This is a genomic window from Thauera sp. K11 (genome assembly GCF_002354895.1).
Taxonomy (GTDB): Bacteria; Pseudomonadota; Gammaproteobacteria; order Burkholderiales; family Rhodocyclaceae; genus Thauera; species Thauera sinica.
Genome location: NZ_CP023439.1, coordinates 3,907,139 through 3,925,525, shown reverse-complemented (window position 1 = coordinate 3,925,525; position 18,387 = coordinate 3,907,139). Strand labels below are relative to the sequence as shown.

The 18,387-nt window shown below is 70.9% G+C and carries 19 protein-coding genes; 16 read left to right on the top strand and 3 right to left on the bottom strand.

The window, feature by feature from the left end:
• Positions 1-158 precede the first annotated feature (158 nt).
• The 6 genes from CCZ27_RS17185 (at position 159) to CCZ27_RS17160 (ending at position 5,941) form a co-directional block, all read left to right on the top strand.
• Positions 159-971 (top strand): TOBE domain-containing protein, encoded by an 813-nt coding sequence (locus CCZ27_RS17185; protein WP_096450217.1) that lies wholly within the window; start codon positions 159-161, stop codon positions 969-971.
• Positions 972-1,007: 36 nt separating this feature from the next.
• Positions 1,008-1,763, top strand: coding sequence for a molybdate ABC transporter substrate-binding protein (modA, locus tag CCZ27_RS17180; RefSeq protein WP_096450215.1), 756 nt, complete (start codon positions 1,008-1,010; stop codon positions 1,761-1,763).
• A gap of 103 nt (positions 1,764-1,866) precedes the next feature.
• Positions 1,867-2,541 (top strand): molybdate ABC transporter permease subunit, encoded by a 675-nt coding sequence (modB, locus tag CCZ27_RS17175; protein WP_443081560.1) that lies wholly within the window; start codon positions 1,867-1,869, stop codon positions 2,539-2,541.
• A 16-nt stretch (positions 2,542-2,557) separates the two neighbouring features.
• Positions 2,558-3,691: a molybdenum ABC transporter ATP-binding protein gene (gene modC, locus CCZ27_RS17170; protein WP_096450211.1), complete on the top strand. Its 1,134-nt coding sequence runs from the start codon at positions 2,558-2,560 to the stop codon at positions 3,689-3,691.
• A gap of 160 nt (positions 3,692-3,851) precedes the next feature.
• Positions 3,852-5,168, top strand: coding sequence for an ABC transporter substrate-binding protein (locus CCZ27_RS17165; protein WP_157748617.1), 1,317 nt, complete (start codon positions 3,852-3,854; stop codon positions 5,166-5,168).
• Between the two features lie 107 nt (positions 5,169-5,275).
• The gene (locus CCZ27_RS17160) at positions 5,276-5,941 is read left to right on the top strand and encodes a class I SAM-dependent methyltransferase (RefSeq protein WP_232516452.1); all 666 of its coding nucleotides are present in this window, start codon (positions 5,276-5,278) and stop codon (positions 5,939-5,941) included.
• Positions 5,942-6,022: 81 nt separating this feature from the next.
• Here CCZ27_RS17160 and CCZ27_RS24380 read toward each other — a convergent pair whose 3' ends face one another.
• On the bottom strand, positions 6,023-6,772 hold the full coding sequence (locus CCZ27_RS24380; RefSeq protein ID WP_096450209.1) for a PEP-CTERM sorting domain-containing protein: 750 nt from the start codon (positions 6,770-6,772) through the stop codon (positions 6,023-6,025).
• Positions 6,773-7,284: 512 nt separating this feature from the next.
• Here CCZ27_RS24380 and CCZ27_RS17150 point away from each other — a divergent pair.
• The 8 genes from CCZ27_RS17150 (at position 7,285) to CCZ27_RS17115 (ending at position 13,461) form a co-directional block, all read left to right on the top strand.
• The gene (locus tag CCZ27_RS17150; protein WP_096450207.1) at positions 7,285-8,157 is read left to right on the top strand and encodes an urease accessory protein UreD; all 873 of its coding nucleotides are present in this window, start codon (positions 7,285-7,287) and stop codon (positions 8,155-8,157) included.
• Between the two features lie 40 nt (positions 8,158-8,197).
• Positions 8,198-8,500 (top strand): urease subunit gamma, encoded by a 303-nt coding sequence (gene ureA, locus CCZ27_RS17145; RefSeq protein WP_096450205.1) that lies wholly within the window; start codon positions 8,198-8,200, stop codon positions 8,498-8,500.
• A gap of 296 nt (positions 8,501-8,796) precedes the next feature.
• Positions 8,797-9,147 carry an urease subunit beta gene (locus CCZ27_RS17140; RefSeq protein WP_096450203.1) on the top strand — a complete coding sequence of 117 codons (351 nt, stop codon included), beginning with the start codon at positions 8,797-8,799 and terminating at the stop codon, positions 9,145-9,147.
• Between the two features lies 1 nt (position 9,148).
• A complete protein-coding gene (gene ureC / locus CCZ27_RS17135) occupies positions 9,149-10,855 on the top strand; it encodes an urease subunit alpha (protein ID WP_096450201.1) in 1,707 nt (568 codons plus the stop codon).
• Between the two features lie 47 nt (positions 10,856-10,902).
• Complete coding sequence (gene ureE / locus CCZ27_RS17130; RefSeq protein ID WP_096450199.1) at positions 10,903-11,433, top strand: urease accessory protein UreE; 531 nt, start codon at positions 10,903-10,905, stop codon at positions 11,431-11,433.
• Positions 11,434-11,435: 2 nt separating this feature from the next.
• Positions 11,436-12,221, top strand: coding sequence for an urease accessory protein UreF (locus tag CCZ27_RS17125; protein ID WP_385961347.1), 786 nt, complete (start codon positions 11,436-11,438; stop codon positions 12,219-12,221).
• A complete protein-coding gene (gene ureG, locus CCZ27_RS17120) occupies positions 12,218-12,889 on the top strand; it encodes an urease accessory protein UreG (protein ID WP_096450197.1) in 672 nt (223 codons plus the stop codon). The genes CCZ27_RS17125 and ureG overlap by 4 nt, the downstream gene beginning before the upstream one ends.
• A complete protein-coding gene (locus CCZ27_RS17115) occupies positions 12,886-13,461 on the top strand; it encodes a HupE/UreJ family protein (RefSeq protein ID WP_096450195.1) in 576 nt (191 codons plus the stop codon). Before ureG ends, CCZ27_RS17115 begins: the two co-directional genes overlap by 4 nt.
• Positions 13,462-13,555: 94 nt before the next feature.
• Here CCZ27_RS17115 and CCZ27_RS17110 read toward each other — a convergent pair whose 3' ends face one another.
• On the bottom strand, positions 13,556-14,539 hold the full coding sequence (locus CCZ27_RS17110; protein ID WP_096450193.1) for a 2-hydroxyacid dehydrogenase: 984 nt from the start codon (positions 14,537-14,539) through the stop codon (positions 13,556-13,558).
• 176 nt (positions 14,540-14,715) lie between these two features.
• Between CCZ27_RS17110 and CCZ27_RS17105 the strand changes: the two genes are divergently transcribed.
• A complete protein-coding gene (locus CCZ27_RS17105) occupies positions 14,716-15,303 on the top strand; it encodes an NADPH-dependent FMN reductase (RefSeq protein ID WP_096452724.1) in 588 nt (195 codons plus the stop codon).
• A 535-nt stretch (positions 15,304-15,838) separates the two neighbouring features.
• Here the strand turns inward: CCZ27_RS17105 and CCZ27_RS17100 are convergent.
• Positions 15,839-16,951 carry an alkene reductase gene (locus tag CCZ27_RS17100; RefSeq protein ID WP_096450191.1) on the bottom strand — a complete coding sequence of 371 codons (1,113 nt, stop codon included), beginning with the start codon at positions 16,949-16,951 and terminating at the stop codon, positions 15,839-15,841.
• Positions 16,952-17,153: 202 nt separating this feature from the next.
• On the opposite strand from CCZ27_RS17100, the gene CCZ27_RS17095 reads away from it, so the two are divergent.
• Entirely contained in the window at positions 17,154-18,335 is a 1,182-nt protein-coding gene (locus CCZ27_RS17095; protein ID WP_232516450.1) for an alpha-hydroxy acid oxidase, read from the top strand.
• Positions 18,336-18,387: the final 52 nt, after the last annotated feature.

Below are 18,387 nucleotides of genomic sequence, written 5' to 3'. Positions count from 1 at the left end.
CACGTTGCGGTGTTTACTACATATAATCCGTAGCGACCTTGCAGCGCGGTCTCGAACGGGACTGTACGCAGAAGCGCTGTAGAAAATCGACCATGGAAATTCCGCGCCGCGGCGGGGTGTCCTTTATATAAACCCGGGAACATAGTTCGACGAAGACCATGGCCGGCAACCGCTTCCTCGCCCGGATGTCGCTCGAGAACGAGATCGGCGTGGCGCTTTCGGACACCCGCATCCGGCTGCTGGAGGAAATCGGCCGCAAGGGCTCGATCAACCAGGCGGCGAAGGCGGTGCCGCTGTCGTACAAGGCGGCGTGGGACGCCATCGACACCCTGAACAACCTCGCGCCCGAGCCGCTGGTGGTGCGGGTCATCGGCGGGCGCCAGGGAGGCGGCACCGAACTGACCGAATACGGGCGCAAGATGGTGGCGATGTACCGCGCGCTCGAGATCGAATACCAGGCCGCGCTCGACCGCCTGTCCGAACGTCTGGACGAGGCCGGCGGCTGCGACGTCGGCGGCTTCCGGCAACTGATGCGCCGCATGAGCATGAAGACCAGCGCCCGCAACCAGTTTTCCGGCGTCATCACCGGGCTGCGCGACGGCGGGGTGGATTACGAAGTCCGCATCCGCATCGACGCGAACACCGAGATCGCCGCCGTCATCACCCGCACCAGCGCGGAAAACCTGGCGCTGGCCATCGGCAAGGACGCGTTCGCGCTGGTGAAGTCGTCCTCGGTGATGCTTTCCGTCGACCCCGGGTTGCGGCTGACCGCGCGCAACCAGTTGTGGGGCGAGGTCGCGGCGGTGCACGAAGGGCCGGTCAACAACGAGGTGACGCTGGCGCTGCCTTCCGGGCGCAGCGTCACCGCGGTGGTGACCGGCGACAGCTGCAGGGCGCTGGGCATCGCGCCCGGCGTCGCCGCCTGCGCGTTCTTCAAGGCGTCGAGCGTGATCCTCGCCGCCGCAGACTGAATGACTGCCGTTTTCTTTCTTCCACTGGAGCCAGACATGAAGCCGTCGCTGTCCCGCCTGATCGCCGTCCTGGGTGCGAGCCTGCTCGCGTGCGCCGCGCACGCCGCCGAAGTCCAGATCGCCGTCGCCGCCAATTTCACCGCGCCGATCAAGGACATCGCCGCCGAATTCGAGAAGGACACCGGCCACAAGGTGGTCGCCGCCTTCGGCCCGACCGGCGGCCTCTACACCCAGATCAAGAACGGCGCGCCGTTCGAGGTCTTCTTCTCGGCCGACGACACCACGCCGGCCAAGCTCGAAACCGAGGGCGACGCCGTCGCCGGCTCGCGTTTCACCTACGCCATCGGCAAGCTGGTGCTGTGGTCGGCCACCGCGGGCTATGTGGACGACAAGGGCGAGGTGCTGAAGAAGAACGCGTTCAGGCACCTGTCGATCGGCAACCCGAAGACCGCGCCCTACGGGCTGGCCGCTACGCAGGTGCTGGACAAGCTCGGCCTGGCCGACGCGGTGAAGCCCAAGCTGGTCGAAGGCACCAACATCACCCAGGCTCACCAGTTCGTCGCCACCGGCAATGCCGAGCTGGGCTTCGTCGCGCTGTCGCAGGTGTACAAGGACGGCAGGATCACCGGCGGTTCGGCCTGGATCGTGCCGGACAACCTGTACGAGCCGATCCGCCAGGATGCGGTGATCCTCGCCCGCGGCAAGGGCAACCCCGCCGCGGCCGCGCTGGTCGAGTACCTGAAGGGGCCGAAGGCCGCGGCGGTGATCAAGGCTTACGGCTACGACCTGTAAGGGCACACTTCCGGCATGAGCACGCCCCGCCCGGCAGCCCGAACGGGGCCCGCCCTCCCGGGGGAGTGGCGCCGCGCGGCGGCGGGAAGGTAGTCCGGTGAGCCTGTCCGCGTCCGACCTCGCCGCGATCTGGCTGACGCTGGAACTGGCGTCGCTGACTACCGCGCTGCTGCTGGTGATCGGCACGCCGGTGGCGTGGTGGCTGGCGCGCACGCGCTCGCGGCTGAAGGGGCCGATCGGCGCGGTGGTGGCGCTGCCGCTGGTGCTGCCGCCCACGGTGCTGGGCTTCTATCTGCTGGTGACGATGGGGCCGCACGGCCTGGTCGGCAAATTCACCGCCGCGATGGGGCTGGGCACGCTGCCCTTCACCTTCGCCGGGCTGGTCGTCGGTTCGGTGTTCTATTCCATGCCCTTCGTCGTACAGCCGCTGCAGAACGCCTTCGAAGCCATCGGCGAGCGTCCGCTGGAAGTGGCGGCCACGCTGCGTGCCGGGCCGTGGGACACCTTCTTCACCGTGGTGCTGCCGCTGGCGCGGCCGGGCTTCGTCACCGCCTCCATCCTCGGCTTCGCCCACACCGTGGGCGAATTCGGCGTGGTGCTGATGCTGGGTGGCAACATCCCGGGCAAGACGCGCACGGTGTCGGTGCAGATCTTCGACCACGTCGAGGCGATGGAATACGCCCAGGCGCACTGGCTGGCCGGCGGCATGGTGGTGTTCTCCTTCTTCGTGCTGCTCGCCCTGTATTCCGGCCGGCGCTTCAAGGCGGGGCCGGGCTGATGCGGGGGAAGTCGTAGTGAATGCCGCCGATCCCCCGCTGGCCGACCCTGCCTTCGCCCGCGCCGCCGGTGCCGCCAGGGGCGGCATCCGCGCCCGCTTCAGCGTCCGCTACCCGGGGTTCGCGCTCGACGTCGACCTCGATCTGCCGGGGCGCGGCGTCACCGCGCTGTTCGGCCATTCCGGCTCGGGCAAGACCACCTGCCTGCGCTGCATCGCCGGCCTGGAGCGGGCGTCCGAGGGGCGGATCGAGATCAACGGCGAGCTGTGGCAGGACAGCGCCGCGGGTATCTTCGTGCCCACCCACAAGCGCTCGCTCGGCTACGTGTTCCAGGAGGCCAGCCTGTTCCCCCACCTGTCGGTGCGGCGCAACCTGGAATACGGCATGCGCCGCGCGGGTGCGAACAAGGTGTCGTGGGAGCAGGCGGTGGAACTGCTCGGCATCGGCCATCTGCTCGACCGCATGCCCGGCCACCTGTCCGGCGGCGAGCGCCAGCGCGTCGGCGTGGTCCGCGCGCTCCTCACCAGTCCGCGCCTGCTGCTGATGGACGAACCGCTGGCCGCGCTGGACCTCAAGCGCAAGCACGAGATCCTGCCCTACTTCGAACGCCTGCACGACGAACTCGACATCCCGGTGCTGTACGTCAGCCATTCGCCCGACGAAGTGGCGCGGCTGGCCGACCACGTCGTGCTGCTCGACGAGGGCGGAGTGGTGGCCCAGGGGCCGCTGGCCGACACGCTGGCGCGGCTCGACCTGCCCACCGTCTTCACCGACGATGCCGGCGCGGTGGTCGAGTCGGTGGTCGCCGAGCACGACGACCGCTACCACCTGACGCGGCTCGATTTTCCCGGCGGCAGCGTGCTCGTCGCCCGCCGCCCCGAGCCGCTCGGCCGCCGGCTGCGCTTTCGCGTGAATGCGCGCGACGTCAGCCTCGCGCTGGAGCGGCTGGATGGCAGCTCGATCACCAACCTGCTGCCGGTCACCGTGGCCGGCGTCGCCGATGCCGACACGCCGGCCCACGTGCTGGTGCGCCTCGACGCGCAGGGCACGCCGCTGCTGGCGCGGATCACGCGGCGCTCCTGCGATCAACTGGGCGTCGCACCCGGCAGGCCGATGTGGGCGCAGATCAAGACCGTGGCGCTGCTGGGCTGAACGGCGGCCGTCCGCCGTCCCGCCGGCGGCGGTGGAGCGCGCATGGTGGCAGGTGTGCCGCCGCTCGCCCGCGGCGAAGCCGTGCCGGGTGCTGCCGTTGGCGAGCGTCCGTGTCGCCGCTCCAAGCCCTGCAGTCGCCGCGAATGCCAAAGGAGCCTGCATGAACGCCCGTTTCTCCGCCTCCCCCGGCCGCCGCCGGGCCCTTGCCTTGCTGGCCCGGGGCGTGCTGATGTTGCTTGTGCCGCGCCACCTGCGCGCAGCCGCTCCGATGCCGGTGGTGGTGCTCACCGGCTATCCCGAGGAAATGACGAGCCGCTTCGAGGCGGCGTTCGCAAAGGCCCATCCGCAGTACCGGCTGAGCATCCGGTGGTACCACGGGGCCGAGGCACTGTCCCTGCTGTCCGGCCCCGGGCAAGGCGGCGTGGATGTCTACTGGGCGGCGTCGCCGCGCACCTTCGACCGGCTCAAGGCGGCGGGAGCCTTCCAGTCGGCCGGCATCGACCGCGACGGCCTGCCCGACCATGTCGGCGGCACCCGCATCTCGGATGCCGACGGCTACTACCTCGCCACCGAACTCGCCGGCTACGGCTTCGTCTTCGATGCGGCGGAACTCGGCCGCCTCGGCGTCGCCGTGCCGCGGGACTGGACCGACCTGGCCGATCCGCGCCTGGCCGGCCGCATCGCGCTGCCGAATCCGGCCCGGGTGGGCTTCGCGCAGGTGATGGCGGACATCGTGCTGCAGTCCTACGGCTGGGAGCGCGGCTGGGCGCTGTGGAGCGAGATCGCCGGCCTGTCGGTGCTGGTGGGCAGCGGTGGGCGGCGTGTGGCCGAGGCAGTGGGGCCGGGCCGCGCCGCGATCGGCCTGTCGATCGATTTCCTCGCCGCGGCGGCGATCGCCGGCGGAGCGCCGCTGGGCTTCGCCTATCCGCGGCACGGCGGCATCAATCCCGCGCACATCGCGATCACCGCCGGCGCGCCCAACCCGGACGGCGCGCGGGCCTTCGCCCGCTTCGTGCTGTCCGGGGAGGGGCAGCGCCTGCTCGCCGATCCGGACATCCGCAGGCTGCCGGTGCGCCCTGCGGTCTATGCCGGCCTGCCCGTTGGCTACCACGATCCGTTCGCCGCCGCAGCCGCCGGCGGCTACGCCTACGACAACGCTGCCGGGCGGGACCGTCTGGCGCTGGTGGCGTCGGCGTTCGAGCAGATGTACGTGCAGGGGCACGAGCATCTGGCTGCGCTGTGGGGGCGCATCCACGCCGCCGAACGCCGCGGGCTCGACGCCCGCGCCATGCGCGCCCGCCTGTGCGCGCCACCGCTGTCCGAGACGGAGGCCGCGGCCCCCGTGATGCTGGCCCGGTTTCGCGACCGCCCCGACGGCGCCGAAGGGGCGCCTCGCCGCGTCGAGATCGACTGGCAATGGGCGGCGGCGAAGGCTCGCAGCGAAGTCGGGCGCATGCTGGACGAAGCCGGCGCATGAGGGCTCCTGCCGGCTGCTTCGGCCCGGGGCCGGCGTGCCCGATCCGCGCCGGCAGGCCGTGCCGCCGGACGAGGGAGCGGGCAGTGCCGCCCGCGTAGAATCGGGGAATGAATCCGCCCGCCACCCCTTTGCCGGCCGCCTGCCCGGTCTGCCTCGCCGCCGCGCCGCGCTTTTTCATGCACATCGGCGGGTTCGACTACGGGCGCTGCGACGCCTGCGAGGCGACCTTCATGCTGCCGGCGCAGCATCCGTCGAAGGAGGCGGAGCGCGCGGAGTACGTGCTGCACCGCAACGATCCGCTCGACGAAGGCTATCGGCGGTTCCTGGACCGCCTCGCGCGGCCCCTGCTGGCGCGGCTGGGGCGGGCCGGCGAGGGCCTGGACTATGGCTGCGGGCCGGGGCCGCTGCTGGCCGGGATGCTGGGCGAAGCGGGGCACAGTGTTGCGCTGTACGACCCCTTCTTCGCTCCCGACGAGGCCGTCCTGCGGCGCAGCTACGACTTCGTCACCTGCACCGAGGTCGTGGAGCATTTCCACCGCCCGGCCGCGGAATTCGCCCGGCTCGACGCGCTGCTGCGCCCGGGTGGCTGGCTCGGCATCATGACCTGCTTCCAGACCGACGATGCCCGCTTCGCGCGCTGGCACTACCGGCGCGATCCGACTCACGTGGCGTTCTATCGCGAGGCGACGTTCCGCGTGCTGGCGCGGCGCCGCGGCTGGCAGTGCGAATTCCCGGCGAAGGACGTGGTGCTGATGCACAAGCCCGCGCGGTGACGGCGGGCTGCCGCCGGAAGCGTCCGAAGGGATGTTCCGGCCGGGCCGGGCGGCTGTGGCGCCCGGTCCGGCTGGCGGGGCTCAGGCCGCGCGGCGGCGGCGCCCCAGCCCCAGCCCGGCGAGGCCGGTCGCGAGCAGCGCCAGCGAGGCCGGCTCGGGCACGCTGGCCGGCGGGTCGGCGGTGATCATGTCCTGCGCGCCGGGCGCCTCGAAGGTCATCACGTAGCGCTTGTCCAGGCTGTCGGCGAGCGGGATGGCGTCGAAGAACTTCTGGACCCAGTCCTTCGTTTCGCGCTCGAGGTCGTTGATGCGCACGGAAAAATCGCCCGAGGCCAGGTTCCACTTGTCGCGGGTCTCGTAGAGGCTTTCCCAGATGCCGAGCTGGACCGCCGCGCCCTGCAGCCCGGTGAGCGGGCGCGCCCAGGCGTAGGGGTCGGTCCAGTCGTTCGAATCGCCGTTCAGCACGTAGTTGACCGCGCCCAGGAAGTCCAGCGTGCGCTGCGCGGGGCCATTGAAATTGATGGCGTAGCGCACGACCTGGCCGCCGTCGATGTTCTCGTACAGGTCGTAGCAATACATGAAGAGCTTGCCGACGCTGTCGATGAAGATGCTCGGGCCGACGCCTTCGAGCTGGCTGGCGGTGCCGCTGAAGCGCCCGGCCATGACGCTGACCTCGGTATGGCCGGGGTAGCTGACGCGCACCGTATCCGACGCCGCGCCGCTGAAGTAGCCGAAGATCGGGTTGTCGAAGGTGACGGTCAGGGCTGCGGCGTTGGCGCCGCCCGCGGTGAGCAGCAGCGAGGCGAGCAGGGCGGGGGTCGAGAGTTTCATGGCGGACTCGATGGTTGGTGACGTTGCTCCCTACTGCACGGTCCATGCCACATTCTTTATCGGTTTGATTTATATGGTTTTCTGCGAATGCGTGCGGGGCGGGTCGGGGCCGGTGTAAGAAAGATCGACAAATATCGTTTAAAAACAAAAAGATAGATTTCGAATTCGGTTGGCAGGAACGGTTTTGGATGCGATGACTTCCGTCACGCTGCCGGTTCCGGTCCGGATCGGCCTGCGTGACGTATTGACGCCGGTGATGGAAATGGCCTGTGGGTGGGGACGATGGGGAAGAGCGGAGATGCACCGGAATCGTGCATGACGGCGCAGATGCCCCGTTCCGGTGCGCGTATTCCGGGGCGGCATGTGGAAAATGGGCCGACAGATCGCGGTTCGCCCGGTTTTTCCGCCGGATTTCCTTCGCGGTCAGGCGCATGCATTCCGGCAGGGCATTCATGCGATTGCCCGTGCATGCCGGACGAAGGCGCTGGCCTGGAATTTGCATATCGGGCTGCATGAACGATGTGGCGATCGCTTCCCCCGACCTTCCCGGCCGCATTCCGCCCGTCGCGGGGCGCTGGCATGCCGCGCTGCGGCTGGCCTACGAGAAGCGGGGCACGCGCACCGTGCTCGCCGGGCGTGCCCATCGCGGCCCGCTCGTGGTGCAGCGGCCGCTGTATCCGGAGGGCGACGCCGTGTGCCACACCATTCTGGTGCATCCGCCCGCGGGCATTGCCGGTGGGGATGAATTGCGCGTCGACGTGACGGTGGGCAGCGGCGCCCACGTGCTGGTGACCACGCCGGGCGCGGGCAAGTGGTATCGCAGCGCGGGCGCGCGGGGCGGGCTGGCGCAGCGCATCGACGTTGCCGCCGGCGGCATCTGCGAGTGGTTGCCGCAGGAGAGCATCGTGTTCGACGGGGCGCTCGGCGATCTCGCGACCGAGGTGAGCCTGCATGGCGATGCCTGCTTCGTCGGCGCCGAGATGCTGTGTTTCGGGCGCACGGGCTCGGGTGAGCGCTTTCGCCACGGCGAACTGGCGATGCGCACCCGGATCGTGCGCGACGGGCGGCCATTGTGGCTGGAGCGTGGCGTGGTCGAGGGCGGCGGGGCGCTGCTGGGTTCGAAGGCGGGGCTGCAGGGCCGGCCGGTGGGCGGCAGCCTGCTGGTGGCGTCGCCGCGCTGTACCGCGGATTTGCTGGAGGCGTGGCGCGGGGTGGAGCCGGCGGCGGGCGCCGGGGCGGTGACCTTGCTGCCGGGGCTGCTGGTGGCGCGCTGGCTGGGGCCGGCGTGCGAGCCGGGGCGGGGGTGGTTCACGCGCTTGTGGGCGGCGGCGCGGCCGGTGGTGGCGGGGCGGGAGGCGCGGATCCCGCGCATCTGGAATACCTGATGGATCTTGCTGGCGGCGCATCGGCGCCGCGGGGGGAACGATGGAACTGACTCCACGAGAGAAGGACAAGCTGCTGATCTTCACCGCGGGGCTGCTGGCGGAGCGCCGGCGCGCGCGCGGGTTGAAGCTGAATCATCCGGAGGCGGTGGCCTTCATCACCTGCGCGATCCTGGAGGGCGCGCGGGACGGGCGCACGGTGGCGGAGCTGATGGGCTACGGGGCGACGCTGCTGAGGCGCGAGGACGTGATGGAGGGGGTGGCGGAGATGATCCCGGACATCCAGGTGGAGGCGACCTTTCCGGACGGGACCAAGCTGGTGACGGTGCATGACCCGATCGTGTAGTTCGTTGCGCATGGTTCAGGTCGTGTAGTCCGTTGCGGATGGCCCGCGCCCGTCGCACGGGGTATTCGCTGCGCAGGCTGCGGAACTCGCCCTGCGGGCTCGGACAGTCCTCGCCTGCTCCGCGAATACCCCGCACGCCGGGCGCTACGTTCGACTGTGCCGGGTCTCCGGGCGCAAAGGAGACAACGTTGCTGCGCTCGTTTGGGAAGTCCTGGCCTGCGCTGCGAATGACCGGCATGGCGGTCGCTGCCGCTGCGGCTTTCCGGACGCGGTCCGTGTATTTGGGAGATGAAGGGATGATTCCCGGAGAACTTTTCGTCGCCGACGGCGACATCGAACTCAACGCCGGCCGCGCCACCGTGACGGTGGTGGTGACCAATACCGGCGACCGGCCGATCCAGGTCGGTTCGCATTACCACTTCGCCGAGACCAATGCCGCGCTGGATTTCGACCGGGCGGCGGCGCGCGGTTTCCGGCTGGACATCGCGGCGGGGACGGCGGTGCGCTTCGAGCCCGGCCAGTCGCGCACCGTGGCGCTGGTGGCGCTGGATGGCGAGCGCGAGGTGTACGGTTTCAACGGCCTGGTGATGGGGGCCCTGGACGAGCCGCGCCCGCCCGCTCCCGGGGCGGTTCGGGGGGAGGACTGAGATGGCGAGGATTTCGCGCCGCGCGTATGCGGAGATGTTCGGCCCGACGGTGGGCGACAGGGTGCGGCTGGCCGACACCGAGCTGGTGATCGAGGTGGAGAAGGACTTCACCATCCATGGCGAGGAGGTGAAGTTCGGCGGCGGCAAGGTGATCCGCGACGGCATGGGACAGGGGCAGGGCGTGGCGGCGGACGTGGCCGACACCATCGTCACCAATGCGCTGATCGTCGATGCGGTGGCCGGCATCGTGAAGGCGGACGTCGGCCTCAAGGACGGGCGCATCTGGAGGATAGGCAAGGGCGGCAATCCGGACGTCCAGCCGGGGGTGACGGTGCCGGTGGGCGCCGGCACGGAGGTGATCGCCGGCGAGGGCATGATCCTGACCGCGGGCGGCATCGACAGCCACATCCACTGGATCTGCCCGCAGCAGATCGAGGAGGCGCTGGCGAGCGGCGTGACGACGATGCTGGGCGGCGGCACCGGGCCGGCGACCGGCACCTTCGCGACGACCTGCACGCCGGGGCCTTGGCACATCCACCGCATGCTGGAGGCGGCCGAGGCGTTTCCGATGAATCTGGGCTTCTTCGGCAAGGGCAACGCCAGCCTGCCGGCGCCGCTGAAGGAGCAGGTGGCGGCCGGCGCGATGGGGCTGAAGCTGCACGAGGACTGGGGCACCACGCCGGCAGCGATCGACAACTGCCTGACGGTGGCCGACGAGATGGACGTGCAGGTGGCGATCCACACCGACACGCTGAACGAGTCGGGCTTCGTGGAAGCCACGCTGGCCGCGTTCAAGGGCCGCACCATCCACACCTTCCACACCGAGGGCGCGGGCGGCGGCCATGCGCCGGACATCATCAGGGCGGTGGGGCGGGCCAACGTGCTGCCGTCCTCGACCAACCCGACGCGGCCCTACACGGTCAACACCATCGACGAGCACCTGGACATGCTGATGGTGTGCCACCACCTCGATCCGGCGATCGCCGAGGACGTGGCCTTCGCCGAGTCGCGCATCCGGCGCGAGACCATCGCCGCCGAGGACATCCTGCACGACACCGGCGCGTTCTCGATGATGAGTTCCGACTCGCAGGCGATGGGCCGCGTCGGCGAGGTGGTGATCCGCACCTGGCAGACCGCGCACAAGATGAAGGTCCAGCGCGGCGCGCTGCCGCAGGATGCGGGCGCGGGCAACGACAATTTCCGCGTCAGGCGCTACATCGCCAAGTACACGATCAACCCGGCGATCACGCACGGCATCTCGCACGTGGTCGGCTCCATGGAAGAAGGCAAGCTCGCCGACCTGGTGCTGTGGCGGCCGGCCTTCTTCGGCGTCAAGCCCAGCCTGATCCTGAAGGGCGGCATGATCGCGGCGGCGGCGATGGGCGACCCCAACGCTTCCATCCCGACGCCGCAGCCGGTGCATTACCGGCCCATGTTCGGCGCCTTCGGCAAGGCGCTGAAGACCTCGGTCACCTTCGTCTCGCAGGCCGCGCTGCACAACCCCGAGGTCGCCGCGCTCGGACTGGCCAAGCCGCTGGTGGCGGTGCGCGGCTGCCGCAGGCTGGGGAAGGGCGACATGGTCCTGAACGATGCGATGCCCGCGATCGAAGTCGATCCCGAAACCTACGCCGTGCGCGCCGACGGCGAACTGCTGGTGTGCGAGCCGGCGGACGTGCTGCCGATGGCGCAGCGCTATTTCCTGTTCTGAGTCCCGCCATGCGCATTTCCGTCACGTCGCGGCAGGAGGGTGATCCAATGGATATCGAATCCCGGAGCGTGAGTCCCGCACCCGCGGTGCTGCTGATCGAAGCCTTGTACGACGGCGATGCGCCGGCCACCGACGCGCTGGAGCTGGACTTCAACTACCGCACCAAGAGCCGGTTGCGCGCAGCGCTGGCTTCCGGCGCCGAGGCCGGCCTGTTCCTGCCGCGCGGCACCGTGCTGCGCGGCGGGCAGAAGCTCGTGGCGAGCGACGGCCGCATCGTCGCCGTGGTCGCGGCGGAGGAGGACCTGCTCGAGGCGCGCTGCGCCTCGGCCGTCGACCTGGCGCGCGCCGCCTTCCACCTGGGCAACCGCCACGTCGCGGTGCAGGTCGGCAGCGACGCCGGCGGCGACTGGCTGCGCCTGCAGGCCGACCACGTGCTGGAGGGCATGCTGGCGGGGCTGGGCGCGCGGCTGCGTGCGCTGCGCGCGCCCTTCGAGCCCGAGGCGGGCGCCTATGCGCCCGGCCATCAGCATCCCGGCGACGGTTCGGGCGCACGCATCCACATGATGGCGGGGCAGTGAGCATGGGTGCCGGCGGCGCTGCCATGTTCCATCCGGCGGAGGGCGCCCCCGCCACGGCGGCGAGATCCGGCGGCGCATCCGCCTCCTGTGTCGCGGCGCCGGACGGCCTGCTGCCGCTGGTGCGCCTGCTGCAACTGGCCAGCCCGACGCTGCCGGTGGGCGCCTACACCTACTCGCAGGGGCTGGAGTGGGCGGTGGAAAGCGGCATGGTGCGCAGCGAGGCGGACGCGGCGGCGTGGATCGGCGACCTGATGGAATGGAGCCTGGCGCGCTTCGAGGCGCCGCTGATGGCGCGCCAGCTCGCCGCCTGGGCGGCGGGCGACGACGGCGAGGTCGTACGCCTCAACGGCGACTTCCTCGCCAGCCGCGAGACGGCCGAACTACGCGCCGAGACGGTGCAGATGGGCTGGTCGCTGGCCGGGCTGCTGGCCGGGCTCGACGCCTTCGCCGCACTGCCCGGCTGGCGCGGGCGCCTGCTGTCCGTCGATACGCCCTGCTTTCCGACCGCCTGGTCGGCCGCGGCGGCAGCGTGGCAGGTGCCGGCCGGGCAGGCGCTGGCGGCCTACCTGTGGGCCTGGGCGGAAAACCAGGTGGTGGCGGCGGTGAAGGCGGTGCCGCTCGGACAGAGCGCCGGCCAGCGCCTGCTCGCCGCGCTGGGCGGCGGCATCCCGCCGCTGGCCGCGCTGGCGCGGGACCTGCCCGAGGCGCGCTGGAGCAACTACACCCCCGGCCTGGCGATTGCCAGCAGCCGGCACGAGACCCAATACACGAGGCTCTTCAGATCATGACCACGACCTCATCCCCGCATCGCGGCCCGTTGCGTGTCGGCATCGGCGGGCCGGTCGGTTCCGGCAAGACGGCGCTGACGCTGGCGCTGTGCCTGGCACTCCGCGGCCGCTACGACATCGCCGTCGTCACCAACGACATCTACACCGCGGAGGACGCGCAGTTCCTGGTGCGCAACCGGGCGCTCGCGCCCGAGCGCATCATCGGCGTGGAGACCGGAGGCTGCCCGCACACCGCGATCCGCGAGGACGCCTCCATCAACCTCGAGGCGGTGGACCGGCTCAACGCGCGCTTTCCGGCGCTGGACATCATCTTCGTCGAATCCGGCGGTGACAATCTGGCGGCCACCTTCTCGCCCGAGCTGTCGGACCTGACGATCTACGTCATCGACGTGTCGGCGGGCGACAAGATCCCGCGCAAGGGCGGGCCCGGCATCACCCGCAGCGACCTCCTGGTCATCAACAAGATCGATCTCGCGCCGCTGGTGGGCGCCTCGCTCGAAGTGATGGACCGCGACGCGAGGAAGATGCGCGGCGAGCGGCCCTTCGTCTTTTCCAACCAGAAGACCGGACAGGGGTTGGTGGATATCATCACCTTCATCGAGCGGCAGGGACTGCTGGCCCCTGCCGCCGGCAACGCATTCCAAACCTCAGCAGGGGAACCCTCATGAACACCCGCAAACTCCTGGTTTCCGCCGCCCTCGCCGCCGCGTCGGGCACCGCGCTCGCCCACCCGGGCCACGAGACCGCCAGCTTCTTCAGCGGCTTCTCGCATCCCTTCGGCGGGCTGGACCATCTGCTGGCGATGCTCGCCGTGGGCCTGTATGCCGCGCAGCGGCAGGGCGCGGCGCGCCTGGCGCTGCCGGCCGGCTTCGTGCTGGCGATGCTGGCGGGCGCCGGGCTCGGCGCGATGGGCGTCGCGCTGCCGGCGGTGGAGTCGGGCATCGCGCTGTCGGTGCTGGTGTTCGGCCTGCTGATCGCGCTGGCGGCACGCCTGCCGCTGGCCGCGGGGCTGCCGCTGGTGGCGGCGTTCGCGCTGTTCCACGGCTACGCCCACCATGCCGAGATCGGCGGCGCGGCGCTGGCGAGCTATGCCGCGGGCTTCGCGCTCGCCACCGCCGCGCTGCATGCCTGCGGCTATCTGCTGGCGCGCTGGATGCCGGAAACGGCGGCGGCGCAGCGGCTCAAGCGCGCCGCGGGCGCGGCGATCGCAGGCGTCGGGGCGGTGCTGCTCGGCGCCTGATTTCCGCGGCGCGGGCCGCGGCCGTCGGGGTCAGAGCGCGTTCTTTCTGCGCCTGGTGCCCGCGGCAGCTCCGCCCGCGCGCCGCTCTTCCTTCCTAGACGACCCGGTTCGGCGGCGTCTGCCCGGCGAAATGGGCGCTGAGGTTGTCCACCGCCATCAGGCCCATGCCGGTGCGCGTCTCGCGCGTCGCGCTGCCCAGGTGCGGCAGCAGCACGACGTTTTCCATCTCCAGCAGGGCGGCGGGCACGCGCGGTTCGTGTTCGTAGACGTCCAGCCCTGCGCCGGCGATCAGGCCGTGGCCGAGGGCATCGGCCAGCGCGGCCTCGTCCACCACGTCGCCGCGTGCGGTGTTGATCAGGAAGGCGTGGCGCTGCATCGCGGCGAAGCGGGTGGCGTTCATCAGATGCCGCGTTTCCTCGCCGCCGGGGCAGTGCAGCGACACGAAATCGGCCTGCGCCAGCACTTCCTCGACGGTGTCGCATTGCAGCGCGTCCAGGCCGTCGAGCCGTTCGGGCGCGAGCCGGCTGCGGTTGAAGAACACCACCTTCATGCCGAAGCCGTGCTGCGCGCGCCGCGCGGTGGCCTGGCCGATACGGCCCATGCCGATGATGCCCAGCGTCTTGCCGCTCACCCGCGTGCCGATCATGTGCGTCGGCCGCCAGCTCCGCCACCGGCCGGCGCGCACCAGCCGCTCGCCCTCGCCGGCGCGGCGGGCCGTCATCAGCATCAGCATGATGGCGAGGTCGGCGGTGCAGTCGGTCAGCACGTCGGGGGTGTTGGTCACCGCGATGCCCAGCGCCTTCGCCGCGTGCACGTCGATGTGGTTGTAGCCCACGCCGTAGTTGGCGATGATGGTCGCGCGCCGGCTGGGCACGTCGAGCACCTCGGCGGTGAGGCGGTCGGCCACGGTGGTCAGCAGGCCGTCGGCGGTCTGCAGCGCCTCCTGCAGCTCGCGCGCGGTGAAGGGGCGGTCGTCGGTGTTGAGCTGCGCATCGAAGCGCGCCTGCAGTTCGCGCTCGACTTCCTCGGGCAGGCGTCCGGTCACGATCACCTTGGGTCTGGCGGCAGCAGTGTTCATGGCGAGATCCTCTTCATTCCGGATGCGAAGGTGGGTGGGCGGATGATGCCGCCAAAGCCGGACGCCCGCCAGCCGTGCGCGAAGGTCCCGCGCGCTGCTACATTCCGGCCTGCCAGCGTGGCGCGGCCGGCGCGCCCATGCTGTCGCCTTTCCCATACGCCAAAGGAGTGATGACGATGACGAGCCCCAACATCCTGGTCATGGCAGGCAGCGCCCGGCGGGAGTCGCTGGCGCGCCGCCTGGCGCAGGCTTGCGTGGCGCCGCTGCAGCACGCGGGCGCCGAGGTGAACCTGGTGGAGCTTTCCGACTACCCCGCGCCGCTGTATCACGGCGACCTGGAGGCCGAATCGGGCCTGCCCGACTGCATCGTCAGCCTGCAGCAGCAACTGGCCGCCTGCGACGGGCTGCTGGTGGTCAATCCCGAATACAACGGCTCGATCTCGCCCCTGCTCAAGAACACGCTCGACTGGTGCTCGCGCCCCAATGCCGAAGACCCGGCACGCTCCGGCGGCGCGGTCTATGCCGGCAGGGCCGCGGCCGTGGTGGCGAGTTCGCCGGGGCCGCTGGGCGGCATGCGGGTGCTGTTCCACGTGCGCGACATCCTCGGCTACCTCGGCATGCAGGTCATCCCGCAGCAACTGGCGGTGGGCCGTGCCAACGAGGCGATCGGGCCCGACCATCGCCTGGCGGACCCCAGGCAGCAGGCCACGCTGGAGGGCGTGACGCGGGCCCTGGTGGAGACGTCGCGGCGCCTGCGCACCTGAACATCGGCGGCGGCCGGCACGGCATCCGCCCGACTCCGCCAGCCGCCGCGCCCGTAGCGCTGGCGCATGCGTGCCGGTTTCCGGCGAATGTTCGCGCTGCGTGAACAATGTTTTTCGTCCGTTGCGACCGTGTCTGGCCTCACCCACAATCGTCGGGCTTCTCGGGACAACGACATCTGACAACGGAATGGAGACCCCATGCAGCGTCGCGACTTCCTGGGAAGCCTCAGGCGGCGCCGCGGCGGGCGCGTTTACCACTTCTTCGTCAACAGGATCTTCAGCGGGTACGGCAAATTCCGCCGTACCTCCAACGCCTGGTTCAGTGTGGCGGAGATGAACGTCGCCGCTTCCTGCAGGCAGCGAAGTGAGTGCACCGCCGGCCGCCCTTGCGGCGGCCGGCGGTGCGGATTTCCGGGGCCCGGTCATTCTGCACCCCTCCCTCTCCTCGTGCCGGGCCCCTGTTGCGGGTCGCCGTTCCGCCAGGGACGGCGACCTTTTTTTGCACCTTCGGCGCCACGCGCCCCGTCGGCCGGCCTCAGGGCAGGGCGGGGTAGTCGGTGTAGCCCTTCTCGCCGCCGCCGTAGAAGGTGGCCGTGTCCCAGGCGTTGAGCGGCGCCTTTTCGCGCAGGCGGCGCACCAGGTCCGGGTTGGAGATGAAGGGCTTGCCGAAGGCGACGATGTCGGCCCTGCCTCCGGCAACGGCGGCTTCGGCCAGTTCGCGGTCGTAGCCGTTGTTCACCATCCACGCCGCGCTGCCGCCGGCTTCCCGGTAGGCCGCGCGCAGCGCCACGTAGTCGAAGGGCTCGTCGCCCTGCTGGTAGTCGCGCGCGCCGCCGGTCTGGCCTTCGATCACATGCACATAGGCCAGCGGCCAGCGTGCCAGTTGCTGCACCACGTAGGTGAACAGCGGCTGCGGATCGGGATCGGCAGCGTCGTTGGCCGGCGTCACCGGCGAGATGCGGATCGCGCAGCGGCCGGCGCCGATCTCGTCGACGACGGCCTGCATCACCTCCACCAGCAGCCGTGCGCGGTTCTCGATGCTGCCGCCGTAGGCATCGGTACGGTGGTTGCTGCCCGAGCGCAGGAACTGGTCGATCAGGTAGCCGTTGGCCGCATGCAGCTCGATGCCGTCGAAGCCTGCCTCCATCGCCGCGCGCGCGGCGCGGCGGTAGTCGGCGATGATGCCCGGGATTTCGGACAGATCGAGCGCGCGCGGCTGCGAGGTGGGCACGAAGCTGCCGTTGCCGTCGGCGTCGATGATGTAGGTCTTCGTCCTGGCGGCGATGGCCGACGGCGCCACCGGCGCGCCGCCGCCCGGCTGCAGCGAGTCGTGCGACACCCGGCCGACGTGCCAGAGCTGCGTCACGATCCGGCCGCCGGCGGCATGCACCGCGTCGGTCACGCGCTTCCAGCCGGCGATCTGCTCGGGTGCGTACAGCCCGGGCACGTGGGCATAGCCCTGGCCCTGCTGGGTGATGGCGGTGGCCTCGGTGATCAGCAGGCCGGCGCTGGCGCGCTGGGCGTAGTAGGTCGCGGTGACCGGCGCCGGCACCGCGCCGGGCGAGCGGTTGCGGGTGAGCGGCGCCATCGCGATGCGGTTGGCGAGTTGCAGATCACCGGCGGCGATCGGGTCGAACAGGGTCGTCATGCGCGGGCTCCATCGAATGCGGTGGTTGAGAAAGGGAACCATCATTGTCGCTCACATCGCGGCGCGCATGCGACCGCGGTTCCCGTCGGCGCTTGGCTACAATCGCCCGGGATGGGGCAGGGCATCGAGGCCGGGGCGGACGGCGCCCGGCATCCGGCGCCCGATGAAGCCCCGGAACGAGAGCCGAAACGGAACCCGGAAAATGCTCAGGCGCAGACTCTACCGCGGGCGCGATGCCGTCCGCGCCCAGGACATCGCGGACTTGCGCGCGATGGCGGCGCGGCGCGTGCCCAATTTCTGCTTCGAATACCTCGAGGGCGGGGCCGACGACGAACTCGGCCTGGCGCGCAACCGCGCGGCCTTCGACGGCATCGACCTGCTGCCGCGCACCCTGGTCGACGTTTCCGCGCGCGAGTTGGGCTGCACCTTGTTCGGCGAACGCATCGCCATGCCCGCGCTCATCGCCCCCACCGGCTTCAACGGCCTGCTGGCGCGCGAGGGCGACCGCCTGCTGGCGGAGGCCGCGCGCGACGCCGGCATCCCGATGTGCCAGAGCATGGTGTCCACCGTCGCGCTGGAAGAGATCGTCGCTACCGGCGTGCGCCACTGGATGCAGATCTACCCGTTCAAGGACCGCGCCAACCTCGCCGGCGTGGTGCGGCGCGCCGAACGCGCCGGCTCGGAGGCCATCGTGCTCACCACCGATGCGACGGTGTTCGGCAACCGCGCGTGGGACCGCCGCAACTACCGTGCGCCGATGAAGCTCGATGCGCGCAACCTGCTCGACGCCGCGCTGCATCCGCGCTGGATCGCCGACGTGCTGGTGCCGCACGGCATGCCGCGCTTTAGCAACCTGGGCGACTTCCTGCCGCCGGGCATGGACAGCGCGCGCAACGCCGCCGCCTTCCTGTCGGCGCAGATGGATCTCACCCTGAGCTGGCGCGACATCGGCTGGCTGCGCGACCTGTGGCCGCGCAAGCTGCTGATCAAGGGCATCCTGCTGCCCGAGGACGCCCTGCGCGCGAAGGAGGCCGGCGCCGACGGCATCGTCGTCAGCAACCACGGCGGCCGCCAGCTCGACACCTGTCCGGCGCCGGTCGAGATGCTGCCTGCCATCCGCGCCGCCGTCGGCCCGGACATGACCGTCATCGTCGACAGCGGCCTGCGCCGCGGCAGCGACTTCGTCAAGGCCCGCGCGCTCGGCGCCGATGCGGCCATGTCGGGCCGCGCCACGCTGTATGGCCTCGCCGCCGCCGGCAAGGCCGGCGCCGCCCGCGCCATCGGAATACTGCGCAGCGAGATGGAGCGCACGCTGGGGCTGATCGGGTGTCCGGCGATGGCGGACGTGACGGCGGAGTGGGTGCGGCGGCGCAGCGCGCCGTGAAGGCACGACGCGCGACCGCGGGGAACTGCCGGGATGCGCCGGGCCGCCCGCC